Source organism: Mycobacterium shunyiense, from assembly GCF_058270075.1.
In genome coordinates, this window is the sequence record NZ_JBZDPU010000007.1 from 101,432 (window position 1) to 124,497 (window position 23,066).

Below are 23,066 nucleotides of genomic sequence, written 5' to 3' on the forward strand. Positions count from 1 at the left end.
CTGACGCAGTAGGTGATGAGGCAGAATTGCGGTGATGCCGACACCGCCGCAACGCCCCGGCGAACCCGGCCGGCGAGGCCGGGGCTCTGTGCCGCCGCCTGACCCGGCCACCCGGCGGCTGCCTCGTCCCGGCCGGCCCGAGGCGCCGACGGAGCAGCTCCGGGCCCGTCCTCAGCCACCCGAGGCTGCGACCGAGCAGATCCGGGCGCGCCGTCAGCCCCCTGAAGCCGCGACCGAGAAGATTACAAAGCCCCGCCCACCGGCGGCGGCCCGGCCGGCGGGACCACCGCCGACCAAGCCGCCTGCTGCAGCGGAGGAGCAACAACCGGCGAAACGCTCGTCGCAATGGCGTAGTCCGCAGGCGATCATCCTCATCGTCGTCATCGCGGTGTCCCTGGTGGTGATCGGGCTGACGGGCGGCGAACTGTTCGCCCGCCACAAGGCGAGCTCCCTGCTCGTCTCGGTCGCCGAATGCGTGGTGGAGGACAACGCCTCGGTTTCTTTCGGGGTGAACCCGCCGTTCCTGTGGCAGCACATCACCGGGCACTACACCAACATCTCCGTGGAGACCGGCGGCAAACAGGTGCAGGCCGCCAAGGGGATGACCGCGGATGTGGCGCTGTCCGACATCAGGTTGCAGGGCACCTCGGACTCGAAGGGCACCATCGGATCGTTGAGCGCCACATTGACCTGGACGGCGGCCGGGATCAAGGACACGGTGGCCGAGAACCTGCCGGGCGTCGGCTCTTTGGTGACCGATGTGAGCACGGACCCCGCTGCGGGCACCATCACCATGAAGGCGGTGGGGGACACCAAGGTGACCGCCAAGCCCGTGGTGAACGACGGAAACCTGGACCTGCAGATCACCGACGTCAGTGGTCCGTTCGAGAAGGAGACCGTGCAGACGGCGCTCGATGCCCTGATGACGAAGCTCAACGACGCCTACCCGCTAGGGATCCACGCCGACAGCGTCTTGGTGACCGACACCGGAGTGGTCGGCAAGTTCTCCAGCCAGAACGCGTCCATTCCCAACGACGGTTCTGACGACGCCTGCTTCGCGAAGCTCTGATGTTCCGAATCGCGGCGGCCGGAGCGCTGATACTGATGACTCTGTCCATCGCGCCGCCGGCCCGGGCGCAGGAACCCAGCCCGCTGCAGCCGCTCGTCGATGCCGCCGCGCAGCGACTGCAGACGGCGGACCCGGTGGCCGCCAACAAGTTCCGTACCGGTGGACTGATCGAGGACCCGAAACGCGAACAACAGGTCATCGAGGCCACGACCGCCGAGGCCGACAGCCGCCACCTCGACCCGGCCTACGTGCGTGACGTGTTCCGGGATCAGATCGACGCGACCGTCGCCGTGGAGTACGGCCTGTTCTCGCAATGGAAACTGGATCCGGCGACCGCGCCGGTGACTGCACCCGACCTGGCCGCGTCGAGGACGACGATCGACGGACTCAACCACACGATGGTCGACGAGATCGCCGACCAGTGGCCGGTCCTGCATTCACCGGCCTGCCGGGCAGACCTGGTGAGCGCAGTCGAGAGCGTGGCCGCGGCGCGAAATTTCGACCCGTTGTATCGGCGCGCGCTGGACCACGCCACCAGCTCTTATTGCCGCTGACTACCGCGCACAGCCCACTATTGACGTTTCTGTAGACCGTGGGCGGGTATCCCTGGCCGCAGGAGGTTCAGGAAATGCCTACATGGAGTTGGATCGTCATCGCCGCAGTCGTCGTGATCATCGTGCTGCTCGCGGTGGTCGTCGGCGCGTCGATGATGCGTCAGAAGCGCAGTGAGCGGCTCAGGGAACAGTTCGGGCCGGAGTATGAGCACGCCGTCGAAAAAGCGGGCGGCCAGCGTGCAGCGGAGCGGGAACTGCTTGCGCGCGAACGCAAACACAACAAGCTGAAGATCAACGAGTTGTCGCCGGAATCCCGGACCCGGTACGTCGAGGCGTGGGGGGTGACCCAGGCCGGGTTCGTCGACAACCCATCCAAATCGGTAGGCGAGGCAGATCGCCTGGTGACCGAGGTGATGCGGGAACGTGGTTATCCGATAGACGATTTCGAGCAGCGTGCTGCTGACATCTCGGTCGACCATCCCAAGGTCGTCGAGCACTACCGTGCCGCGCACATCCTGCACCTTGCTCAGGATCAGGGGGAGATCGGTACCGAGGCGCAACGTGAGGCCCTCGTGCACTATCGCGCGCTCTTCGAGCAGTTGGTCGGCAATGCACCGGAATCGCATGCGGGGCCCGAAACGCGCTCCGGGCGCGATACGCAGGCTGCCGAACACGTGGCCCAGAGCGAGCACGGCGCCCCAGCCGAGGGTGAAACCGGCACGAACCAAACCGGCACGGATTCGACGAAGGAGGCGCGAGCATGACCACTCACGACGAACAAGCGGCAACCGCCCCGCCGCGCGACGCGGAGGTGCCGGGAGGCGCGGGGGTACGAGAGGACGCGGAGGTATCCGAGACCCGCGCCGCCGACAGGGCACGGCCCGCTCCCGCGGCAGATTCAGGCACTGGCCAGGCCGAGCCGGTGCACGACGACAACACGCTGCTGTTCGCCGACGAGCATCGGTCCGGACTGCACTCGCGCTGGAATGACGTTCAGGCGGCGTTCGTCGACGACCCGAAAGAGTCTGTCCAGAAAGCGGACAACCTTGTGGCGGAAGTCGTCGAGGAGCTCACCGCAAGTTTCGCCGACACCCGGTCCCGGCTCGAGGCGCAGTGGTCTCGCGGCGAGGAGGCCTCCACCGAGGATCTCCGCCTCGCGTTGACGCGTTACCGCGATTTCTTCAACCGGTTGCTGTCGGTGTGAGGTGCCGGAGGGGTACAGATTGAGAGCTAGAGACTGTCCACGATGGCGTTCTTCAGCGTCTCGGAGCTGGTGCCGAAGACCGCCTGAACGCTGTTGCCCACCTCGATGACGCCTGCGGCGCCGAGGGCCTTCAACCGGTCCTGGTCGACCTTGCTCTTGTCGGCGACCTCCATGCGGAGCCGGGTGATGCAGGCATCGACATTGACGAGGTTCTCCCGGCCCCCGAAGGCGGCGATGATCTGCTCGGCCTGGGTGTCCGGCCGGGTGGGGGCTGTCAGTGTGCCGGTGCCGCCGGCAGTAGTGGGATCGCCGGCTCCGCCGGCGGCGGCATCGGCTCCCTCACCGAGATTCGCCTGTTCCTCGGCCTCGAACTCGGCGTCGGGTTCACGGCCCGGCGTGCGCATGTTCCACTTCGTGATCGCGACGTAGAACAGCACGAAATAGATGACCGAGAACACCGCCCCCATGGCGATGAGCAGCCAGATGTTCTTCGCAGCCGGAGCACCGCCGTAGAGCAGCAGGTCGAGTAGCCCGGCCGAGAACGAGAAGCCCAGGTGGATGTCGAGCAGGTAGGCGATCGCCAGGGATAGTCCGGTCAAGACCGCGTGGATGACGTAGAGCGGGAACGCCACGAACATGAACGCGAACTCGAGCGGTTCGGTCACCCCGGTCAGAAATGCGGTGAGGGCCGCCGCCGACAGGATGCCGACCGCGACCTTGCGTTGCTTCTTGTTCGCGGCGAGGATCATCGCCAATGCCGCCGCAGGGAGGCCGAACATCAGGACGGGGTAGAACCCGGACGTGAGAATGCCGGCGGTCGGGTCGCCGGCAGCGAACCGGGTGAGTTCGCCGGTGACCACGGTGCCGTCCGGAGTCTGGTAGTCGCCGTAGAGGAACCACACGTATGAGTTCGGAATATGGTGCAGACCCAGGGGAATCAGCATGCGGTTTGCGAATCCGTAGACGAACGCGCCCAACGCGCCGCTCCCGCCGATGAACCGGCCGAGGCCGGTCAGCCCCGCATCGAAGATCGGATAGAAGTAGCTCATCAGGAAGGCGATGAACAAACTGGCCAGGGACACCACGATCGGTACGAACCGCCGCCCTCCGAAAAAGCCGAGATAGGAAGGTAATTGGATGGTGTGGTACCGGTCGAACAGCCAGGCCGTCACCAGACCCACCACGATCCCGGCGAACACGCTGTAGTTGATCTGAGCCTGGTCACCGGCCTTGTCCACCTCGCCGGCCAGCACGATGGGGGACATGGTCTTGAAGACCGCGGCCATCACCAGGTATCCGACCACCGCGGCCAGCGCCGTCGAGCCGTCGGCCTTTCGGGCGAAGCCGATCGCGACACCGACGGCGAAGAGCAGGGGCAGATTGGTGAACAGGGCGTCGCCGGCCGCGCTCATCGCCTTGAAGAACGCGCCGATGACGGGGGAGTCGATCCGGCCCAGCAGATCGGGTTGGCCGAGCCGTAGCAGGATGCCCGCGGCGGGCAACACGGCGATCGGCAGCATGAGGCTCTTGCCGAGCCGTTGCAGTTGCGCGAAAGCAGGTATGCGCAGACCGGACTTCTCCTGTGCACCTTCAGGTTTCGTCGTATCGCTCATCGCACCACCGTCCTCCTGGCCACCCTGCGCGAACCGCCGTAAAGCTGTGCGGAAGCTTAGACGAGAACCCGTGAACTCGCGGCCGTCTTCCGGCCGCCCTCGTATTGTTGGGACACCACAGAAGGAGCCACCACAGTGAGCTTGACGCGAGTACTCGCCCCGGTCGCCGGGCGCGCGGTAGCACTCCAGGATGTTCCGGATCCCGTGTTCTCGGCGGGCATGGTCGGGTACGGTGCCGCGGTGGATCCGCCGCGCGGCGTGATCGACGCAATCGCACCGGTCAGCGGCAAGTTGCTGAAACTGATGCCGCATGCCTACGTCATCATGACGGCCGAGGGCGTCGGTGTGCTGGTGCACCTCGGGCTGGATACCGTCGCTCTGAACGGCGAGGGCTTTACCGCCCACGTCAGCCAGGGAGAGGATGTTGCCGCCGGTCAGGTGCTGATCACCTACGACGTGCCCGCAGTCGAGGCGAAAGGTCTCAATCCCATTGTCCCCGTAGTGGTCATGGACGAACGTGAACCCGGCAATGTGACAGTGGCCGGGCCGGTCGCGGCCGGAGCCGATATCGCGTCGGGCGCAGAACTTTTTACTGCGGCCAAGTAGCTGGTCGAGTAGATGGAAGTCATCATCCTGGCCGATGCCGACGAGATCGGCAGGGTGGCCGCCGACGCGTTCGGCGGGCTGCTCGATCGTAAACCGAACGCCGTCCTGGGCCTTGCCACCGGGTCGTCGCCGCTGGCGGTCTACGACGAACTCGCCGCCCGGTGCGCTGCGGGACAGATCTCGTTCCGGCACGCCAGGGGATTCACCCTCGACGAATACGTGGGCCTGCCCGTCGATCATCCTGAGCGCTACCGCAATGTCATCGACACCGTGTTCGTCTCGCGCGTCGACTTCGCCCCCGGGGCGGTGCAGGGCCCTGACGGCCTGGCCGACGACATCCCGGCGGCGTGCGCGGCATACGAGGCGGCCATCCGCACTGCCGGCGGCGTCGATCTGCAGGTCGTCGGTATCGGCACCGACGGGCACATCGCCTTCAACGAACCCGGGTCCTCGCTGGCCTCGCGCACCCGGATCAAGACGCTGACCCGCCAGACCCGCGTCGACAATGCCCGGTTCTTCGGGGACGACCTCGATGCGGTGCCGACACACTGTCTCACCCAGGGGTTGGCCACCATCATGGCGGCCCGGCACGTCATCCTGGTGGCCCTCGGTCGCAGGAAGGCCGAGGCAGTGCACCACCTCGTCGAGGGCGCCGTGACCGCCATGTGGCCGGCCACCATCCTGCAGCACCATCCGCACGTCACGGTTCTGCTGGACGACGCTGCGGCGCAGCGGCTTCAGCTCATCGACTACTACCGCGAGACCTACCTCGCGAAACCGGATTGGCAGGGCATCTGAGTGCTGCTGACTGCCGACACGCTCATTGCGGGCGCAGAACTGTTACGGCCGGGGTGGATCGACCTGTCGGGCGGGAAGGTGACGGCGGTGGGAGCGGGTCGCCCGCCCCGAAGTGCCGATCGCGAACTGGGTGCGGTGACTGTGATGCCGGGTTTCGTCGACACCCATTCCCACGGCGGTGGCGGGGGCAGTTTCTCGGCCGCCTCGACGGCCGATACGTCGGCCGCCGTGGCGCTGCACCGTCGCCACGGCACCACCACCATGATCGCCTCGCTGGTCACCGCGAGCCCCGACGACCTGCTGCACGAGGTCGGCGCACTGGCGGCGGATGTCCGCGCCGGACTGATCGACGGCATACACCTCGAAGGTCCGTGGCTGTCGACCGTGCGGTGCGGTGCTCATCAACCCGCGCTCATGCGGGACCCGGACCCGGCCGAGATCGACCGGTTGCTGGCCGCCGCGGCGGGAACGATCAGGATGGTGACCATCGCTCCAGAGCGTCCCGGTGCGCCGGCCGCGATCCGGCAGTTCGTCGACGCCGGCGTGGTGGTGGCTGTCGGCCATACCGAGGCCACCTACGAACAGACCCGCGCAGCGATTGCGGCCGGCGCCACGGTGGGCACCCATCTTTTCAACGCGATGCGTCCGGTCGACCGGCGAGAGCCGGGCCCGGTGATCGCGCTGATCGAGGATCCGGCTGTCACCGTCGAACTCATCACCGACGGCGTCCATCTCGATCCGGCCATCTACCGACACGTCACGCGCACCGTCGGGCCGGATCGCGCCTCGTTGATCACCGATGCGATGGCGGCCACCGGCATGCCCGACGGTCGCTACCAGCTGGGGCCCGTGCCGGTCGACGTGGCGGACGGGGTCGCCCGTGTCGGAGGGACGGATACGGTCGCCGGCAGCACCGCGACCATGGATCGGGTGGTCCGATTCGCCATGGCCCATTGCGGTTTGGACCGCGACGATGCGTTGTTGCTCGTCGCCCGTCAGGCCTCGCTGAACCCGGCTCGGGCGCTGCGACTGCCCGCCGGCGATCTGATCCCCGGGGCTGCAGCCGATCTCGTGGTGCTGGATCCGGATCTGTCGATCACCGGGGTCTTGCGGCGGGGTGTATGGGAGCTTGAACCGGCGGGGTAGCAATTTACCGGGCCGAGCTGCCGGGAAACCCGAGAACTGTTTCCTGAGGCAAAGATTCGTGTTGCGCCCGCTGCGAATAACCGTTACATATTCCGGTACCGGCGTACCGTCAGCCGGGTACGGCGCGAGTACCTAGGGGTCGTTTTTGTCCGACTGGCCATTCGTCGCACGGGATGCTGAACTGCGTGAAGCCGCGCAGGCGTTGCGTGGCGACTTCCGTGGTGTGGTGCTGGCGGGCGGGGCAGGCGTGGGGAAGTCGGCGTTGGCCCGGGTACTTGCCGAGCAAATGGAGGCCGACGGGCGTCCGGTGCGGTTTGTCCTGGGCACCGAAACCGGGCAGGCGGTACCGCTCGGGGCGTTTCTGCACGCACTCACCTTGACGGACGCGCATGACCCAACGGTGATGCTCGCCGCGGCGCACGAGGCGCTGGCCGCCCAACCCGACCTGGTCATCGTGGTCGACGATGCTCAGCACCTCGATCAGCTGTCGGCACTGCTGGTCCAGCAGCTGGCGGTGCACGGCGCGGCGAAACTCATCGTCACCATCCAGAACCGGGTGCCCACATCCGATGCGGTGACCGCGTTGTGGAAGGAACAGTTGCTGCTGCGGTTGGACCTGGAGCCCTTCACCCGGGCGCAGACCGCCGAGTTGATGGCAGCGGTGCTGCACGGTGATGTCGACCCCCGCGCGGTCGGTGAACTACACCGGTTCTCCTCCGGCAGCCCGCTCTACCTGCGGGGCGTCGTCAACGCGGCTCTCGGCGACGAGGCGTTCGTACGCGATGAGGGCCGGTGGCGGCTGTGCGGGCCGCTGCGGGCCAGCGCAGACCTGCACGCCCTGATCAATTCACGATTCGACACGCTCACACCGAACGAGCGCGATGTGGTCGAGATGGTGTCCACCGCCGAGGTCCTCGACTTCGATGTGCTGGCAGCAGTCTGCGACCTCGACGCGATCGCCAGCGTGGAACGGCGCGGAGCGATCCAGGTGCTCAACGATGCCGCCTGCACCCTGGTGCAACCCGGCCATCCGATCATCGGTGAGGTTGCGCGCGACCGATGCTCGAGCACCCGAAGCCGGCAGATCAACACGCAGCTGGCGTCGCTGCTGGCGGCACACCTTCAATCACCGGGCAACGGAGCGGTGCCGGACGTGCGCGGTCGTATCCAGCTGGCTCGATTCATGGTGGGAGGCGACGTCCCGGCGGATCCGGACGTTATCGCCGATGCCGCGGCCAGCGCGGTCACCATGTCCAATCTGACTCTCGGAGAAGAGCTTGCGCGGTACGCGGTAGATCACGGTGCCGGGATGCCCGCGGTGATCGTCCTGGCCGACGCGATGAGTTGGCAGGGCCGGGGCGAGCAGGCCGAGCAACTGTTGGCCCGGTCGGTGCCGGATCCCGACGACGAAGCGATGCTGGCCCGGTGGGGTTGTCTGCGGGCATCGAATCTGTTCTTCGGATGCGCCCGCCCGGACGCGGCGCATGAGGTGCTCTCGACGCTCCGCGAACAGCTGCACTGCCCGCAGACGGTGACCCTGGTGGCCGCGATGGAGGCGGTTTTCGCCTTCCACACCGGTGAGCTGGAGAAGGCGATCGCGTTGGGCACCGCAGTACTGGACCAGAAGGTGCCGCCGACGGCGACGGTATGGGCCGCGCTGGCCACGTCGAGCGCGTTGGCCTTGTCCGGGCGGTCGGACGAGGCCGTCGCGGTGGCGCATGCGGGTGAGCTCGCGGCCGAACATTGTGTGTCGGGCTCGCCGCGGTACTGGTTCGTCTTCGCTCGGGTGTCGGCGGCCCTGGGCGATGTAGAGCTGGACAAGGCGCACGGCATTTGCGATGCCTACGTCGAGAAGGCGGCCGGCTCGCCGCAGGCCGAGGCCATCGGCACCGCACTGCAGGGGAGGGTGGAGCTGGCCCGCGGCCGCCTGGCCTCAGCCTGTGATGCGTTGCAGACGGCGGTGTGGGCCACCCCGCAGGGCCTGCCGCCGGGGTGGCTGATGGTTGTCGTCGCCTGCCTGGCCCAAGCTGAGGGAATGCGTGGCGATGGTGTTGCGGCGGCTGCAGCCCTGGTGCGTGCCGAGGCCGCCGCAGCCGGGCCACGCGATGTGTTCCGGCCTGAGTTGGAGCTGGGCCGCGCGTGGGCTGCGGCCGCGACGGGCGAGACGGGCCCGGCCATCGCTCACGCAGTAGCGGCGGCGGACATCGCCGCGGCGAGCGGGATGGACGCCATCGAGCTGACGGCCCTGCACACCGCACTGAGATTCGGGGACTCGTCGGGGCACGAGCGGATTCAGCAGTTGGCGCGGCGGCGCGGTACCCGGGTGGCGGAAGCCGTCGGGGCGCACAGTCTCGGTCTGACACGGCATGATCCCGCGTTGCTCATCGCGGCGGCGGATCGGTTCGAGGCGCTCGGTGCGTTGGTGCTCACCGCCGACGCCGCCGCCGACGCAGCGAGGATGTACGCCGAGGCAGGCTGCCGCGGCAGTGAACTGGAATCCGCGGCCAGGGCGCTGTGGCTGGCGGGCCAGACCGGGGCGCGCACCCCGGCGCTGCGCTGTGCCGGCGACCCGCTGCCGCTCACGCATCGGGAGTGGGAGATCGCCGACCTGGTCGGGGTGGGGCTGAGCAACCGGCAGATCGCGGGCCGGCTGTGCCTGTCCGTGCGCACCGTCGATGGTCATCTGTACCGCATGTTCGCCAAGCTCGGCGTCGAGGACCGCGATCATCTGGCCCGGTTGGCGCGCTTCGGCCCGGCGGTGTGACGCTGCCGGTCTCAGGTTTCGTCGTCGCTCGCGGTGCGGGCGCCGACGAATGCGAGGAGTCGCGGGTCGGATGAGGTGAACCGGTCCACTTCCTCACCTCCGTCACAGCGCAGCAAGGAGATCGTGAGGCTGTCCGCAGTGCGGGTCAGTACGCGCCAGTGGGCGCCGGAATCCTGCCAGCGCTGTAGATCTTCGACCCGATCGAGGCTCATGCCAACTACCATGGCACGGCATGGCCGCGAAGAACCGTGTGCGGTTGGCCCGCGTGTATGAGGAGCCCGAACCCGATGAGGGGAAGCGGGTTCTGGTCGACCGGCTGTGGCCCCGGGGCATGAAGAAAACCGATCCGCGGGTGGGTCATTGGCTGCCCGCGGTGGCCCCGTCCACAGAACTGCGGCACTGGTACGACCACAAGCCCGAGCGTTACGACGACTTCGCCGCCCGCTATACCGAGGAGCTGCAGTCCGGTGAGGAGTCCGCGGCCTTCCACGAGCTGCGCACGCTGGTGGGCCAGGGCCCGGTCACCTTGGTGACCGCCACCCGCGAGGTCGAACTCAGCCATCTGACGGTGCTGGCCAAGCTCCTCGCCTGAGCAGGCCCACCGATCCGGCGGACCACCCGGCGCTCGGGAGGAAGGTAAACCTACCCTCACTCGCTACGGTAGGCTCGGCGCTCAAATGAGCGATATCGATACCGACGTGGCCGACTTGCCAGGGGCCCCCGTGCTCAAACGCGAGCTGACCGACATCACCGACGAGGTACGCGCCGTCGACGCGGCGCCCATCCCGGTTCTGGCCGAGCCGTATGACATCCGGCCGGCCGACGCCGACGCTGACGCCGAGTTGATCTCGGAGTGGATGAACCGTCCGCATCTGGTCGAAGCCTGGGAGTACGACTGGGCCCCCGAGCGGTGGCGGCGCTACTTGCAGGCCCAGCTGGACGGGCAGTACTCGCGGCCGTTGATCGCGAGCTTCCGCGGAAAGCCTGCCGGCTACGTCGAGTTGTATCGGGCGGCCAAGGATTCCATCGCGCCCCGCTATGCCGCCGACCCGCACGACATCGGCATGCACGCTGCGATCGCTGATCTCAGATTCGTCAACCGCGGCATGGGCCCGATCCTGTTGCCGCGCATCGTGGCCAGTGTGTTCGAACTGGACCCGGACTGCCGGCGGGTCATGTTCGACCCGGACCATCGCAACACCGGCGCTCGCCGGCTGTGTGAGTGGGCGGGGTGTGAATTCCTGGGCGAGCACGAGATGTCGAACCGTCGCATGGCCCTCTATGCGCTGCCGCGTACACCCGACGACGCCTTCGGCGCCGCCGGGTAGCGGGATTCGTTCACGCTCCGGCGAATTCGGCGTAGCCATCGTAGTCGGGCTTCATGGCCGCGGCCACCAGCTCCCACAGCACCTCATCGGTGCCGCCGCCGACCCGGGCCAGCTTCATGTCGCGCCACCACTTGCCCAGCGGGGTCTCGTCGACGAGATAGCCGGAGCCGCCGAAGATGTGCATGCACTCCGACGCGACCTCCTCGCCCAGTCGTGCCGCGGTCACCTTGAAGGCCGCGGCGGCGCGGAGGTCGAGCTTGCCCTGGAGGGCCACCCCGGCCAGGGCGTACCGAAGCATGTCGACCCGCGCCTGCAGATCGGCCATCCGCATCCGCAGCGCCTGGTGCTCAAAGAGCGTGTGACCGAACTGACGACGTTTCATCATGCGTGCCAACGTGATTCCGAGGATCCGTTGTGCCCCGGAGGCCACCTGCCCGGAAATCGACATCCGTTCATGGGCCAGGCCCCAGGAGATCGCGGCGAGCCCGGTCCCAGCGCGGGCCACCAGATGGTCGGCCGGCACCCAGGTGTCGATGTGCACCGCGGCGGTGTCCAGGGGACCGTTGCCGACCTTGCGGTAGGGGGTCTGCACCTCGACCTGTGAAGTCGGGACGGCGATGACGACGACGTTGCCGTGCCTGCTCGTCGGGTCGTGGTCGACGTTGCGGGCCACCACCATGATGTGATCGGCGACCGGGGACAGCGAGACGAACTTCTTGATGCCCTTGATCTCGAAACCGTCTCGGGCCGTGCGGACTTCGGTCTCCACGATCTGCAGATCCGAACCGCCGGATTCTTCCGAGGCGGCGATGCACAGCACGGCCTCGCCGCGGACGGCTTGTTCGCAGATGGTGCGGAGGTGATCGGACTTGCCGAACCGGCGTAGCAACGCGATGGCCGAATCGTGCAGGCTGACGCCCACGCCGATGCCCGAGGAACCGTTGCGGCCCAGCGCGAAGGCCAACTCGATCAGCTTGGCCACGTCGGGCTGCTGACCGTCACCCCACTTCTCGGTGAACACCCCGTTGCGACCGAGGTGTTCGATGAGCGCGCGCGGAAAGCGTTCGGTTTCTTCGGCTTCGGCGGTCCATGCCTTGACCTGATCGTCGAACACCCGATCCAGCAGATCGCGGTACTCGTCGAGGGAGGTGGTGGCCGGCGCCGGCGTGGGCACAGTAGCGGTCATGACTTCGCTTCCTCCAGTTGTCGTTTGACCTCCAGGCGGCGCAGCTTGCCCGAGGAAGTGCGGGGGAGTGAGCCCGGTGTCAGGAACACCACGTCAGCGGGCACGATGCCGCATTCGGAGGCCACCTGTTGGATGACCTGGCTGCGGGCTCCGGCCTCGTCGGCGCCACGGAACTCCGCCGCGATCACCAGGCCGGACCGGACTGCCTTTTCGCCGGCGCCCACCGCTACCACCGCGCCCTCGCGGACACCTTTGACCTGGGCGGCAACCCGCTCGATCTCGGTGGGGAAGATGTTGCGTCCGGCCACGGTGATCAGTTCCTTGGTGCGGCCGCACACCACCAGCCCACCGTCGACGAAGTAGCCCAGATCGCCGGTGGCGAACCAGTCGCCGGAATTCAGGGGTTCCTGGCCGAGGTAGCCCGACATCATCGAGGTGCCGCGGATCTCGACCTCGCCCACCTCGCGGTCGACGATGCCGGCGTTGTCGTCACTGGGGCGCAGACGCACCTCCATCCCGGCAATCGCCTCACCGAGGACCGCCAGCTGCTGCCGGTTGGAACCCGCATCGGTGGTGACGGTGATCTCGTCGATCACCACTCCGCGCCCGGGAACCGGAACCGTGACGGCACAGGATGATTCGGCCATGCCGTAGGACGGGGACAGGGCCCCGGGGTTGAAGCCGAAGCGGGCCAGTTCGGTGCCGAACCGGCTCGTCGCCTCACAGTCCACCGGCTCGCCGCCATTGAGGGCGAATCGCAGGGCTGACAGGTCGAGATCGGTCAGCCGCCTGGAGTATTTGCCGATCAGCCCGTAGGCCATGTTCGGTGCGGCGGTCAGCGTGGCGCGGCTCTCGGTGAGCCACCGCACCCAGCTGAACGGTGAGGCCGCGAACGCTGCGGTCGGCGCCTGCCATACCTCGATGCCGCGGATCGCCCCGGTGAGCAGGAAGGTCAGGCCCATGTCGTGGTACAGCGGCAGCCAGGAGCAACCGATATCGCTGGGCGACAGGATGATCCGCTCGGCCAGCCCGTTCAGATTGGCCAGTACCGCTGAGGGGGACATCTGAGCGGTGCGTGGGGTTCCGGTGGAACCCGCCGTGCCTTGCAGGACCGCGCACGGGCCGGTTCCCAGCGGCAGCGTTGTGGAGCGTCGATCGTGCGCCACCGCGGTGTCGTCATGGATGGCCACGGAAGGCTCGGCCTTCTCCAGCAGATTCAGGTAGTCACCGTGGCTGAACACGGTGCCCACGCCGATGTCGGTGAACCGCTTGAGCGTGGATTGCGCCCACTGCGCGGCGTCTGCTCCCCGGACGGGACCGGGCAGGACCGAAAGGGCGGCGCCGGAAAGGAGGGCGCCGAGCACCGTCGCGATGCCTTCGGCGGTGGGTTCACCCACCACGCCGACCGCCGGCGAACCGTCGTGACCGATCTGCTCGGCGACGTTCTCGGCACGGGCATACATCTGCGCCCACGGGTGGCGGGTCCAGGTGCGGGTCTCCTGGTCGTACATCACCAGATCGGCGTCGCTCGCGCTCAGAGACGCGGCGAGCGCCGTGGCCAACACGCTCACTGGCTGCTCTGCGCGGCAGGCACTTTCGCCAGGATGGCCGCCTCGAGGTCTCCGACGGTGTCGCAGCTGAGCAGGTCTTCTTCGGACAGGACGACCCCGAGCTTGTCCTCGATCGCCACCATGCCGACGGCGAACGCCACCGAATCCAGACCGGCGTCGTCGACGAGCCGGGATTCCCTGGTCACCCGGCGGACATCGACGTTCATGTCGTCGCGAAGGATCTCGGTGAGGGCGGCGCTGACCGCTTCGGGTGTTGTCGACTGCATGGGGTCGCACGGTACACGGCGAAGGAAAGCTAGGCTAGCCTTACCAAGCCCGCTGTGGGATTAGTAACTGAAGTGCGCCAGATCGGTGCCACCGAAGCGCCGGCCGGCATCGACGACAGTCGCCGAGGGCACCATCTCGGCGCTGATCACACCATGCTCGCGGGTGAGTTCGTCGATGATCTCGAAGGCGCCGGCGATCCGTTCCGGGGTGTCCACCACAATCGTCGTCACCGGCACCTGACGCCCGAACTGAAACACCCGGTCGCCGTGTGGCTTGTCGTCGCCGCTGAATCCCCACACCGCGCGCAGGACGGTGGCCCCGCCGGCGGCACCGGTCTGCATCAGCCTGCGGACGATCGCGCGGTGGATGGGCACCCCGTCGTGGTGTGCGGTCTCCGAGGTGTGCACCATCAACTTCTGCCACAGCTGTCGGCCTTGCGCGTCGGTGGCAGGAAGTTCGGCTGGGCGGGTCAGCAACTGCCCGCCCCGCTTGCACAATTGCGCCCGTTCGACCGTGAGCAGCGGATTGTTCGCCAGAAGTTCGGTGAGCTCACCGAGTGCGGTGTTCACCTGCACCCCGGTTCCGAGTCCGATGATCATCAGCGGCACGTCGGTGTTTCGGCCAAAGAACGCCGCGCGTCGACGCTGGCCGTGTGCGGTGCCGTCGACTCCGAGGAACACGGTGGCCCCCGCGAAGCCGCGCCGGTGCAGCAGGTCGCACACCGCACGGTAGGCCGGAACTCCGCCGACCCGGTGGTGGCGGCCGACGTACACCGTCAGCTTGCAGGTATCGGTCACGGTCGGCGCGGGCGAATCGCGCCGGATCAGCTGGGCCCGTTCGAGGGTGATCAGACCGCGGGGAATGAGATCGACGGTCTGCTCGGCAAGTGCGGAGATCTTGTCGGCGGCATCGACCGCCGCGATGGTGATCGGCGGATCTTCCGAGGCCGTCAACGTCTCGTCGGTACGCAGGTGATGGTGCGGACCGAAGCTGGAGATCCCGCGCAGCATCACGCTGATCGCGATGTCGCTGCCGCCGTACAGATCCAAGAGCGCGTCGGCGACGAAGCGGTGCTCGTGACGCGACCGTTCGGCGAAGTACGCGGTCAGCTTGAGGTAGTCGGTGGTGGTCACAGGTGGCTCCCGAGCGACATGCCCAGCCATGCCGCGGTCAGGCCGAGCGCCACGCTGACAGCGATGTTGCCGACTGCGGGCCAGATCCGGCGCTCCTCACCCAGCCGTTGGGTTTCCAGCATCCAGGTGGAGAACGTTGTGTAGGAGCCGACGAATGCGGTGCCGGCCAACAGCGCGGCGTGCCGGTCCAGGGCCAGTCCGCCGAGGAAGCCGAGCAGAAAGGCGCCGCTGAGGTTGACCGCCAAGGTGCCGAACGGGAAACCGCGGGTGTGGCGCGCGGACACCGCACGGTCCAACAGGAAGCGGCAGACCGCTCCGGCGCCGCCAAGGAGCAGCACGCCGGTCCACACCATCACGGTTGTCATCGGCGCACTGCCGCCCGACGCACCATCGCGGTCGCGATCGCCACTGCCAGCAGACCGGCGGCGATGCTGGCGGCGGTGTATCCCGCGGCCAATGCCCAGTTGCCGTGTTCGAGCATCGTGACCGTCTCGACCTGCATCGTGGAAAAGGTGGTCAGCCCGCCGCACACGCCGGTACCCAACAGTGGCCTGCGGTAACTGGACACGGGCAGCCGTTCCAGCAGTCGCGTGGTGAAGTAGCCGAGCAGAAACGCGCCGAGAATGTTCACGATGAACGTCGGCCACGGCCAGTGCCCGGGTTCGGGTGCCGCGAGCACCGCCAGTCCTGCGCGGGCGAGGGTGCCCAGCGCGCCGCCGACGAAAACTGCGGCGAGTTCGCGGCCGTCGTGACGGGTCATGATGCAAAGTATGTCGGTCGCCGGCCCGAGCGCTATCGTCGGCTCACTATGACGGCCCCGGATCATTCCGCACTTTCCGCGGTGCGGGTGGCTGCGCTGGGGCCGATCCGGGCGTGGGTGGCCGGCGAGCCGGTGGAACTCGGCGGCCGCAGGCAGCGATCGGTGTTGGCGCGGTTGGTATCCGCACACGGCGAGGTGGTGTCGGTCGACAGGCTCATCGACGACCTGTGGGAGGGGGAACCCCCACCGAAAGTGTTGTCATCGCTACAGGCCTACATCTCGCATCTCCGTCGCGTGCTCGAGCCGTGGCGCGAGCCGCGCACCGTGGCGGGCGTCATCGTCAGCGCGGCGCCGGGATACTGTCTGCGGCTGCCGGCCGAGGCCGTCGACGTGTGGCGTTTCGAGTCGAAAGTCTCTGCGGCAGAGCAGGAAGCCGAACCCGCCGAGCGGGCGCGACTGCTCGAAGATGCGCTCGCGGGCTGGTCGGGTGAGCCCTATGCGGAGGCGGCCGATGCGCTGTGGGCCGCCCCTGAAGTGGCCCGTCTGACCGAATTGCGGTTGGCCACCACCGAATCGTATGCACAGACGCAGTCCGTGCTGGGTCGCGACGCAGTCGTCGTGCGGGTTCTGGAGCGCCTCGCCCGCGATCACCCGGGTCGGGAGGTTGCCGCCGGGTTGCTCGCGACCGCGTTGTACCGGACCGGTCATCAGTCGGCAGCACTGGACGTCTTACGCCGTACCCGTGAACACCTCGTCGATGACCTCGGGCTCGAACCGGCGCGTCCGCTGCGGGATCTGGAACGCGACATCCTGCAGCAGGCCGATCATCTTGAGCCGATCCCGCTGGCAGAGAGGACGGTCGCTATTCCGCGGGTCGGGCGAAAGCCGCCACGGTCGTGTGGGCGGAGCACTGAACTGGCGGCGATCGCACGGACCGCGGAAACGGTTGAGCGCGAAGGTGGTCGCGTGTTGTGGGTCGGTGGCGAGGTGGGCTCCGGCAAGACCACACTTGTCGATACCGCCGCCGAGCGGCTACGCGCGACCGGCTGGGCGGTGGCCTCGGGACGCTGCCCGGAGGTGGATGGTGCACCGCCGGGTTGGGCGTGGACGGAGGTCATCCGTGAATTCGTGGCCGCGTGCGAACCCGATCAGGTCGCGGCGTTGGGCCCGTTGTTGCACGACGGCGGGACCGCGAGTGCCGACAGCGGCGGCACGTTCTGGTTGGCCCAGGCGCTCGCCGGCCTCCTCGGGCAGGTATCGGCCCGCCGACCGCTGGTCGTCGTGCTGGATGACCTGCACCGTACCGATGGCCTGACGCTGGAATTGCTGCGCTTCGTGACCGATCGACTCGGTGGTCATCGCGTGCTGATCGTCGGTACGTACCGGTCCTCCGAATTGGGGCCGGAGCTGGAGGCGGCCCGCGCGGCGCTGGCCAACCACGCCGCCGTCCACCTGGAACTGGCGGGCCTGGACGAGGCGGCCACTGCGGAACTGGCTGCCGAGTACGGCCTTTCGGCGCTATCGGGCGAGATGCTGCGACTCCTGCGTGAGCGGACCGGCGGCAATCCGCTGTTCATCCGGGAACTGGCCCGGTTGATGGTTGCCGAGGGCGTGGAAGCCGGCAAGGGCGGCGTGCCGGTCGGGGTACGTGATGTGTTGCGGCGCAGACTTGCCCGGTTACCCGCACCGACAGCCACGGCACTGCGTCAGGCTGCGGTGCTCGGTCGCGACGTGGACCTCGACCTTCTCGGCGATCTCGCGCAAGGCAACTCAGAGGATCTGCTCGACGCTCTCGAACCGGCTGTGCTGGCCGGGCTTCTCGACGAACCGGCGCCGGGCCGGGCCAGGTTTGCCCATGCCTTGATCCGCGACACGATCTACGACGACATGTCCATCCTGCGCCGGACCCGGCTGCACGCTGCGGCCCTCGGTCTGCTGCGCCGGCCGGGAAGTTCAGCGGATTCCTCCTCGCTCGCCTATCACGCCGTGGCCGCAGCGACACCCGACACAGCAAGTGCAGCAGCTGATTTCGCGATGTCCGCTGCCCGTGAGGCCGATTCGGTCGGCGCACCGGCGGAATCGGTGCGGCAGTGGCGGGCCACCGTTCGGATGCTGGATCTCGCCGGAGTCCGGCCCGCAGGCCCGCAGCCGAACATGCTGGAGCGGGCGGTTCTCGCGCGCTGTGGACTGGTCGCGGCGCTGGCGCGGGCCGGCGATGTCGTTTCGGCACGCGACGAACAGAAGCGGACGTTGGCACTGACAGTGGGCAACGACGTGTTGACCGTGGACGCGCTCACCCTGTGGGATGCCCCGCTGGTGTGGCGGCTCCGGGCCACCGACGCAGCCGATGCGGACATCGTGGTGCCGCTTCGGCGGGTACTGGCCCGCGATCATCCGGTGCCGGTGCGGGCGCGACTGTTGTCGACGTTGTTCGCCGAGTTGGAGGGTGCGGATACGCCCGCCGCATTGCAGGCGAGTTCGGAGGCGTTGGCGTTGGCACGTGCGGCGCACGCCGAGACTCCCGACGCCTACGGCAGGTTGCTGTGCGCGGCGCTCAATGCCCGTGCCTTCGCCGCGCTCGGCCCGGACCTGGCCGCCGAACGGGAAACAATGGCCGCTGAACTGCTCACGGTGGCGCAGGAGTGCGGCGCGGTCGACTACGAGGCGGTCGCACAGTGGCTGCTGTTCCTATCCGCGGCGGGCCGCTCGGACCTGGCTGCCGCGTTGGATCGCGTCGATCTCGCTGTGGCGCGGGCAGGTACAGGCCAGTTGGGTTACCTACTGGGCGTGCTCGACGTGTTCGAGGCGCAGTTGACGGTGCTGGCCGGCCGGCCCGACGAGGGGGAGCGGCGCTACGCTGCGGCGGCCGCTCAGTTGTCAGAACACGGAGCGCCCAACGGCGCATTGATGGCAGTCGTCGGACGGTTGACGGGGGCTCTGTTCCGTAACGACCTCGCCCCGCTGGCGGACGAGTTGCTCGCCATTCACAACATGGTGTCGAAGGCGGTCACCGACGCGGTGGTCCTGGCGTTGCTGGCCTCAGGAAGAGCCGATGAAGCACAACAGGTCTGGGCCCAGCGCGAGCCGGTGGAGCGGTCCTACTACTGGCTGGCGATGACCACCCTGCGCGCACACGCGTCGGCGGCGATCGGTGACGAGGCGGTCGCCAAGGCGACTGCCGAGGAGCTGCTGCCTTACTCCGGTCGGATGGCTGGGCTCGACAACGGCACGCTGCTCACCGGACCCGTCGACGAGGCGCTGGCCGCCGTCGCCGAACTGACCGGCGACGCTGAGCAGGCGCGCCGTTACCGCGCCGATGCCGCTGCGCTCCGTCAGCGTCTCGGGGCGGACGCCGCACGCGTGCTCAGCCGAACACCCGACGGTCGAATCGCCGGTGGCGCACCGACAACACGGTGATCAGCGCGAGCAGTATCGGACTGACGGTTTCGGACAGTGCGACGCGCTCTTGCTCGGTCATCACCGCCACGGTGCGTGGTCCGTCGAACGACATCCGCCCGCTCCGTTGGGCTGCCTTTTCGACGGCGGCCCAGTCGTCGACAGACACGTACTGCCGGATCACCGGGAAGATCTCTCGTTCTTCGTCGGCAATGTGTTCGTGCAGCAGTGCGTGCAGCTCGGTGAGGCCGGCGGCCAGCGGCGCCGCTGACGCCTTATCGCCGACATTCAGCCGGAACCCGACCGCCAGCGCGCGCAACCGGTCCAACCGCGGCTCGAGCGCCGCGTGGTCCTCGGTCAGCTCGGTCAGGTCGACACTCCCGCCCGCGGAGGCTTCGATCACCGGCCACAGGATCTGGTCCTCCGTCGTGTGGTGGTGATGAACCGAGTCGCACAGCAGGTTCACGTACCGGGCGACGGCGCGAGCGCGTCGGGGCGTGCACGTCATCACTCCATCCGCGAAAGCCGAGGTCAAAGTTGCGACGCGGCCGACGTCGGTGACCATGGCGCGGTGCGCAAGGCTGATACCGAGGAGGTCGGGTTCGGGATCGCCGGGACGTCGCGCGGTGACGTTGACGAGTCGTGTGGGTTGCATCGGAGTGTTCACGGCAGCCACGTTGCCGGGCCACACTTGTAACCGACTTGTGTAAGGCTTGCTCTGACCGTCGAACGCCAGTTGTCGGAGGGAAATCGGGAACCATGGCTGCCAATCCCCGCGCCGGGCAACCGGCTCAACCCGAGGATCTGATCGACATTGCCGAGGTGGTGACCGCGTACTACACCAGGCGGCCCGATCCCGACGACATCGCCCAGCAGGTGGTATTCGGCACCTCCGGGCACCGCGGCTCCAGTCTGGACACCGCGTTCAACGAAGGCCACATCCTGGCCACCACGCAGGCCATCGTCGAGTATCGCGCCGCGCGGGGCACCACCGGCCCGTTGTTCCTCGGCCGCGACACCCACGCGCTGTCGGAACCGGCCTGGGCGTCGGCGCTGGAGGTGCTGGCGGCCAACGACGTTGTGGCGATGATCGATTCGGCGGACCGCTACACGCCGACGCCCGCCGTCAGCCATGCCATCCTGACCTTCAACCGGGGCCGCGACGCCGACCTGGCCGACGGCATCGTCGTCACCCCATCCCACAACCCGCCCCGCGACGGCGGCTTCAAGTACAACCCGCCCAACGGCGGTCCCGCCGACACCGACGCCACGGGCTGGATTGCCAAGCGTGCCAACGAGATCCTGCGCGACGGGTTCAAGGACGTGAAACGCATGCCGTTGTCGCGGGCGGTGCAGATGGCGCAGCGTCACGATTACCTCGACGCCTACGTGACGGATCTGGCCAATGTGGTGGATCTGCACGCGATCCGGGCCGAGGGCATCCGCGTCGGTGCCGACCCGCTCGGCGGGGCCAGCGTCGATTACTGGGGCGCGATCGCCGAGCGGTACAACCTCGACCTGACCGTGGTGAACCCGCTGGTGGACGCGACGTGGCGGTTCATGACCCTGGACACCGACGGCAAGATCCGGATGGACTGCAGTTCACCGAATGCCATGGCTGGGCTTGTTTCGAAAGTCATCGGCCACCCCGACACCTATCAGATCGCCACCGGCAACGACGCGGACTCCGACCGGCACGGCATCGTCACCCCGGACGGCGGGCTGATGAACCCCAACCACTATCTGGCGGTCGCCATCGACTACCTCTACACCCACCGGCCCAACTGGCCGGGGGCCACCGCGGTGGGCAAGACCGCGGTGAGCAGTTCGATCATCGACCGGGTCGTGGCCGGCCTGGACCGCAAGCTGGTCGAGGTACCGGTCGGGTTCAAGTGGTTCGTCGACGGGCTGATCGGCGGCGGTATCGGGTTCGGCGGCGAGGAGAGCGCGGGGGCCTCGTTCCTGCGCATGGACGGGTCGACCTGGACCACCGACAAGGACGGCATCATCCTGGCGCTGCTGGCCTCGGAGATCCTGGCGGTCACCGGGTCGACGCCGTCGCAGCGCTATGCCGAACTGGCCGAACGCTACGGGTCGCCCACGTATGCGCGCATCGATGCGCCGGCTGACCGGGACCAGAAGGCACGGTTGGCCAAGCTCTCACCCGAGCAGGTCAGCGCCACCGAACTGGCCGGTGAACCCATCACCGCGAAGCTGACCGCCGCGCCGGGCAACGGGGCGGCGCTGGGCGGGCTGAAGGTCACGACGGAGAACGCCTGGTTCGCCGCCCGGCCGTCGGGCACCGAGGACGTCTACAAGATCTACGCCGAGTCCTTCCTCGGTCCTGACCATCTGGCGGAGGTGCAGGAGGCCGCCAAGGATGTGGTTAATACAGTCATTGGGTGAGCGTTACGGAGGGCGACTGTCAGCCCGGCACCAAGGCGAAGCTGCCCGGTGAAGTCTGGGTCCTGATCGTCGCCAATGCCGTCATCGCGCTCGGCTACGGCGTGGTGGCCCCGGTGCTGCCGGCCTACGCCCGCCACTTCGGCGTCAGCATCAGCGCCGCGACCTTCGTCATCACCGCGTTCGCCCTGATGAGGCTGTGTTTCGCGCCCGCCACCGGGGTCCTGATCCAGCGGCTGGGGGAGCGCCGCATCTACGTGTGGGGGCTGCTGATCGTCGCCGTCACCACCGGCGCCTGCGCCTTCGCACAGACGTACTGGCAGCTGCTGTTGTTCCGGTCGTTGGGCGGTGTCGGCTCGACGATGTTCTTCGTCTCGGCGCTGGGCCTGATGATCCGGGTGAGCCCGGAGGATGCCCGCGGCCGCGTGGCCGGCATGTTCTCCTCGGCGTTCCTGGTCGGCTCGGTCGGCGGGCCTGTGCTCGGCAGCCTCACCGCGGGCCTCGGCCTGAACGCACCGTTCGTCATCTATGGCGCGGCCCTGTTGGTGGCCGCCGCGGTGGTGTTCATCAGTCTGCGGCACTCCTCGCTGGCCGCACCTGCGCCCGACGAAGGCCCGAAGGTGACCGTCCGCACGGCGCTGCGCAACCGCGCCTACCGGGCGGCGCTGTTGTCGAACTTCGCCACCGGCTGGTCGGCCTTCGGGCTCCGAATCGCCTTGGTGCCATTGTTCATCGTCGACGTGTTGCACCGAGGGCCCGGGATGGCCGGGCTCGCGCTGGCCACCTTCGCGGTCGGCAATGTATCGGCGGTGATCCCCAGCGGCTACCTGTCCGACCGGGTGGGGCGGCGGCTGCTGTTGATCGTGGGGCTCACCGCGGCCGGCATCTCGACCGTGATGGTCGGATTCACCGACGGGCTGACGCTGTTTCTGGTGAGCGCCTACATCGCGGGTTTCTCGACCGGAATCTTCACTGCGCCACAGCAGGCCGCAGTGGCCGACATCATCGGCAACAAGGCCCGCGGCGGCACCGCAGTGGCGACCTTCCAGATGATGGCCGACGTCGGATCGGTCGGGGGCTCGCTGCTGGTCGGGCTGATCGCGCAGTACCTGTCGTTCTCCTGGGCGTTCGTGATCAGCGGGGTGATTCTCCTGGTGGCTGCGCTGGGCTGGGTCTTCGCTCCAGAGACCCGCGGAAGGCCGTCAGCCGAGCACACGCCGGCCCGCGCGCTGGGTCCCGAGGCCGGTGGAGAGGTTCCCTGACCAGCG

General features: G+C 68.0%; 22 protein-coding genes. 13 read left to right on the forward strand and 9 right to left on the reverse strand.

Annotated elements, in window-relative coordinates:
- The first annotated feature begins 34 nt into the window (after nt 1-34).
- From AC4ELH_RS06045 to AC4ELH_RS06060, 4 genes are all read left to right on the forward strand, one after another.
- The gene (locus AC4ELH_RS06045; RefSeq protein ID WP_498883473.1) at nt 35-1,069 is read left to right on the forward strand and encodes an LmeA family phospholipid-binding protein; all 1,035 of its coding nucleotides are present in this window, start codon (nt 35-37) and stop codon (nt 1,067-1,069) included.
- A complete protein-coding gene (locus AC4ELH_RS06050) occupies nt 1,069-1,623 on the forward strand; it encodes a chorismate mutase (protein ID WP_498883474.1) in 555 nt (184 codons plus the stop codon). The genes AC4ELH_RS06045 and AC4ELH_RS06050 overlap by 1 nt, the downstream gene beginning before the upstream one ends.
- A gap of 113 nt (nt 1,624-1,736) precedes the next feature.
- Nucleotides 1,737-2,387 carry a hypothetical protein gene (locus AC4ELH_RS06055; RefSeq protein WP_236734631.1) on the forward strand — a complete coding sequence of 217 codons (651 nt, stop codon included), beginning with the start codon at nt 1,737-1,739 and terminating at the stop codon, nt 2,385-2,387.
- Nucleotides 2,384-2,827: a hypothetical protein gene (locus tag AC4ELH_RS06060; protein ID WP_498883475.1), complete on the forward strand. Its 444-nt coding sequence runs from the start codon at nt 2,384-2,386 to the stop codon at nt 2,825-2,827. The genes AC4ELH_RS06055 and AC4ELH_RS06060 overlap by 4 nt, the downstream gene beginning before the upstream one ends.
- Before the next feature lie 26 nt (nt 2,828-2,853).
- Here the strand turns inward: AC4ELH_RS06060 and AC4ELH_RS06065 are convergent, their stop codons facing one another.
- Nucleotides 2,854-4,440, reverse strand: coding sequence for a PTS transporter subunit EIIC (locus tag AC4ELH_RS06065; protein ID WP_498883476.1), 1,587 nt, complete (start codon nt 4,438-4,440; stop codon nt 2,854-2,856).
- Between the two features lie 135 nt (nt 4,441-4,575).
- On the opposite strand from AC4ELH_RS06065, the gene AC4ELH_RS06070 reads away from it, so the two are divergent.
- The 4 genes from AC4ELH_RS06070 (at nt 4,576) to AC4ELH_RS06085 (ending at nt 9,754) form a co-directional block, all read left to right on the forward strand.
- Nucleotides 4,576-5,046: a PTS sugar transporter subunit IIA gene (locus AC4ELH_RS06070; protein ID WP_498883477.1), complete on the forward strand. Its 471-nt coding sequence runs from the start codon at nt 4,576-4,578 to the stop codon at nt 5,044-5,046.
- Between the two features lie 12 nt (nt 5,047-5,058).
- Nucleotides 5,059-5,844 (forward strand): glucosamine-6-phosphate deaminase, encoded by a 786-nt coding sequence (gene nagB, locus AC4ELH_RS06075; RefSeq protein ID WP_064879037.1) that lies wholly within the window; start codon nt 5,059-5,061, stop codon nt 5,842-5,844.
- Complete coding sequence (gene nagA / locus AC4ELH_RS06080; protein WP_498883478.1) at nt 5,845-6,990, forward strand: N-acetylglucosamine-6-phosphate deacetylase; 1,146 nt, start codon at nt 5,845-5,847, stop codon at nt 6,988-6,990.
- 145 nt (nt 6,991-7,135) lie between these two features.
- Complete coding sequence (locus AC4ELH_RS06085) at nt 7,136-9,754, forward strand: helix-turn-helix transcriptional regulator (protein WP_498883479.1); 2,619 nt, start codon at nt 7,136-7,138, stop codon at nt 9,752-9,754.
- Between the two features lie 11 nt (nt 9,755-9,765).
- Here AC4ELH_RS06085 and AC4ELH_RS06090 read toward each other — a convergent pair whose 3' ends face one another.
- Nucleotides 9,766-9,966 (reverse strand): hypothetical protein, encoded by a 201-nt coding sequence (locus tag AC4ELH_RS06090; RefSeq protein ID WP_064959415.1) that lies wholly within the window; start codon nt 9,964-9,966, stop codon nt 9,766-9,768.
- 20 nt (nt 9,967-9,986) lie between these two features.
- On the opposite strand from AC4ELH_RS06090, the gene AC4ELH_RS06095 reads away from it, so the two are divergent.
- Together AC4ELH_RS06095 and AC4ELH_RS06100 are read left to right on the forward strand one after the other, a co-directional pair.
- Nucleotides 9,987-10,346, forward strand: a complete 360-nt coding sequence (locus tag AC4ELH_RS06095; protein ID WP_448442816.1) for a DUF488 domain-containing protein — start codon at nt 9,987-9,989, stop codon at nt 10,344-10,346.
- 85 nt (nt 10,347-10,431) lie between these two features.
- A complete protein-coding gene (locus AC4ELH_RS06100; RefSeq protein WP_064879050.1) occupies nt 10,432-11,082 on the forward strand; it encodes a GNAT family N-acetyltransferase in 651 nt (216 codons plus the stop codon).
- A gap of 10 nt (nt 11,083-11,092) precedes the next feature.
- Here AC4ELH_RS06100 and mbtN read toward each other — a convergent pair whose 3' ends face one another.
- From mbtN to crcB (AC4ELH_RS06130), 6 genes are read right to left on the reverse strand one after another with little or no spacing between them, the layout of a single operon-like run.
- A complete protein-coding gene (gene mbtN / locus AC4ELH_RS06105; protein WP_064879053.1) occupies nt 11,093-12,268 on the reverse strand; it encodes a mycobactin biosynthesis acyl-ACP dehydrogenase MbtN in 1,176 nt (391 codons plus the stop codon).
- Entirely contained in the window at nt 12,265-13,830 is a 1,566-nt protein-coding gene (mbtM, locus tag AC4ELH_RS06110; RefSeq protein WP_448442991.1) for a long-chain-fatty acid--ACP ligase MbtM, read from the reverse strand. Before mbtM ends, mbtN begins: the two co-directional genes overlap by 4 nt.
- A 5-nt stretch (nt 13,831-13,835) precedes the next feature.
- Nucleotides 13,836-14,105 carry a mycobactin biosynthesis acyl carrier protein MbtL gene (gene mbtL / locus AC4ELH_RS06115; protein ID WP_055112333.1) on the reverse strand — a complete coding sequence of 90 codons (270 nt, stop codon included), beginning with the start codon at nt 14,103-14,105 and terminating at the stop codon, nt 13,836-13,838.
- A 60-nt stretch (nt 14,106-14,165) separates the two neighbouring features.
- On the reverse strand, nt 14,166-15,239 hold the full coding sequence (locus AC4ELH_RS06120) for a DUF190 domain-containing protein (RefSeq protein ID WP_448442819.1): 1,074 nt from the start codon (nt 15,237-15,239) through the stop codon (nt 14,166-14,168).
- On the reverse strand, nt 15,236-15,604 hold the full coding sequence (gene crcB, locus AC4ELH_RS06125; protein WP_064879061.1) for a fluoride efflux transporter CrcB: 369 nt from the start codon (nt 15,602-15,604) through the stop codon (nt 15,236-15,238). The genes AC4ELH_RS06120 and crcB (AC4ELH_RS06125) overlap by 4 nt, the downstream gene beginning before the upstream one ends.
- Entirely contained in the window at nt 15,601-15,999 is a 399-nt protein-coding gene (gene crcB / locus AC4ELH_RS06130; protein ID WP_055112339.1) for a fluoride efflux transporter CrcB, read from the reverse strand. Before crcB (AC4ELH_RS06130) ends, crcB (AC4ELH_RS06125) begins: the two co-directional genes overlap by 4 nt.
- Nucleotides 16,000-16,047: 48 nt before the next feature.
- Between crcB (AC4ELH_RS06130) and AC4ELH_RS06135 the strand changes: the two genes are divergently transcribed.
- Complete coding sequence (locus tag AC4ELH_RS06135) at nt 16,048-19,416, forward strand: ATP-binding protein (protein ID WP_448442821.1); 3,369 nt, start codon at nt 16,048-16,050, stop codon at nt 19,414-19,416.
- Here AC4ELH_RS06135 and AC4ELH_RS06140 read toward each other — a convergent pair.
- Nucleotides 19,364-20,062 (reverse strand): hemerythrin domain-containing protein, encoded by a 699-nt coding sequence (locus tag AC4ELH_RS06140; protein ID WP_448442823.1) that lies wholly within the window; start codon nt 20,060-20,062, stop codon nt 19,364-19,366. The genes AC4ELH_RS06135 and AC4ELH_RS06140 overlap by 53 nt on opposite strands.
- A gap of 92 nt (nt 20,063-20,154) precedes the next feature.
- On the opposite strand from AC4ELH_RS06140, the gene pgm reads away from it, so the two are divergent.
- A complete protein-coding gene (pgm, locus tag AC4ELH_RS06145) occupies nt 20,155-21,801 on the forward strand; it encodes a phosphoglucomutase (alpha-D-glucose-1,6-bisphosphate-dependent) (RefSeq protein WP_448442825.1) in 1,647 nt (548 codons plus the stop codon).
- A complete protein-coding gene (locus AC4ELH_RS06150) occupies nt 21,798-23,060 on the forward strand; it encodes an MFS transporter (RefSeq protein WP_055112345.1) in 1,263 nt (420 codons plus the stop codon). The genes pgm and AC4ELH_RS06150 overlap by 4 nt, the downstream gene beginning before the upstream one ends.
- Nucleotides 23,061-23,066: the final 6 nt, after the last annotated feature.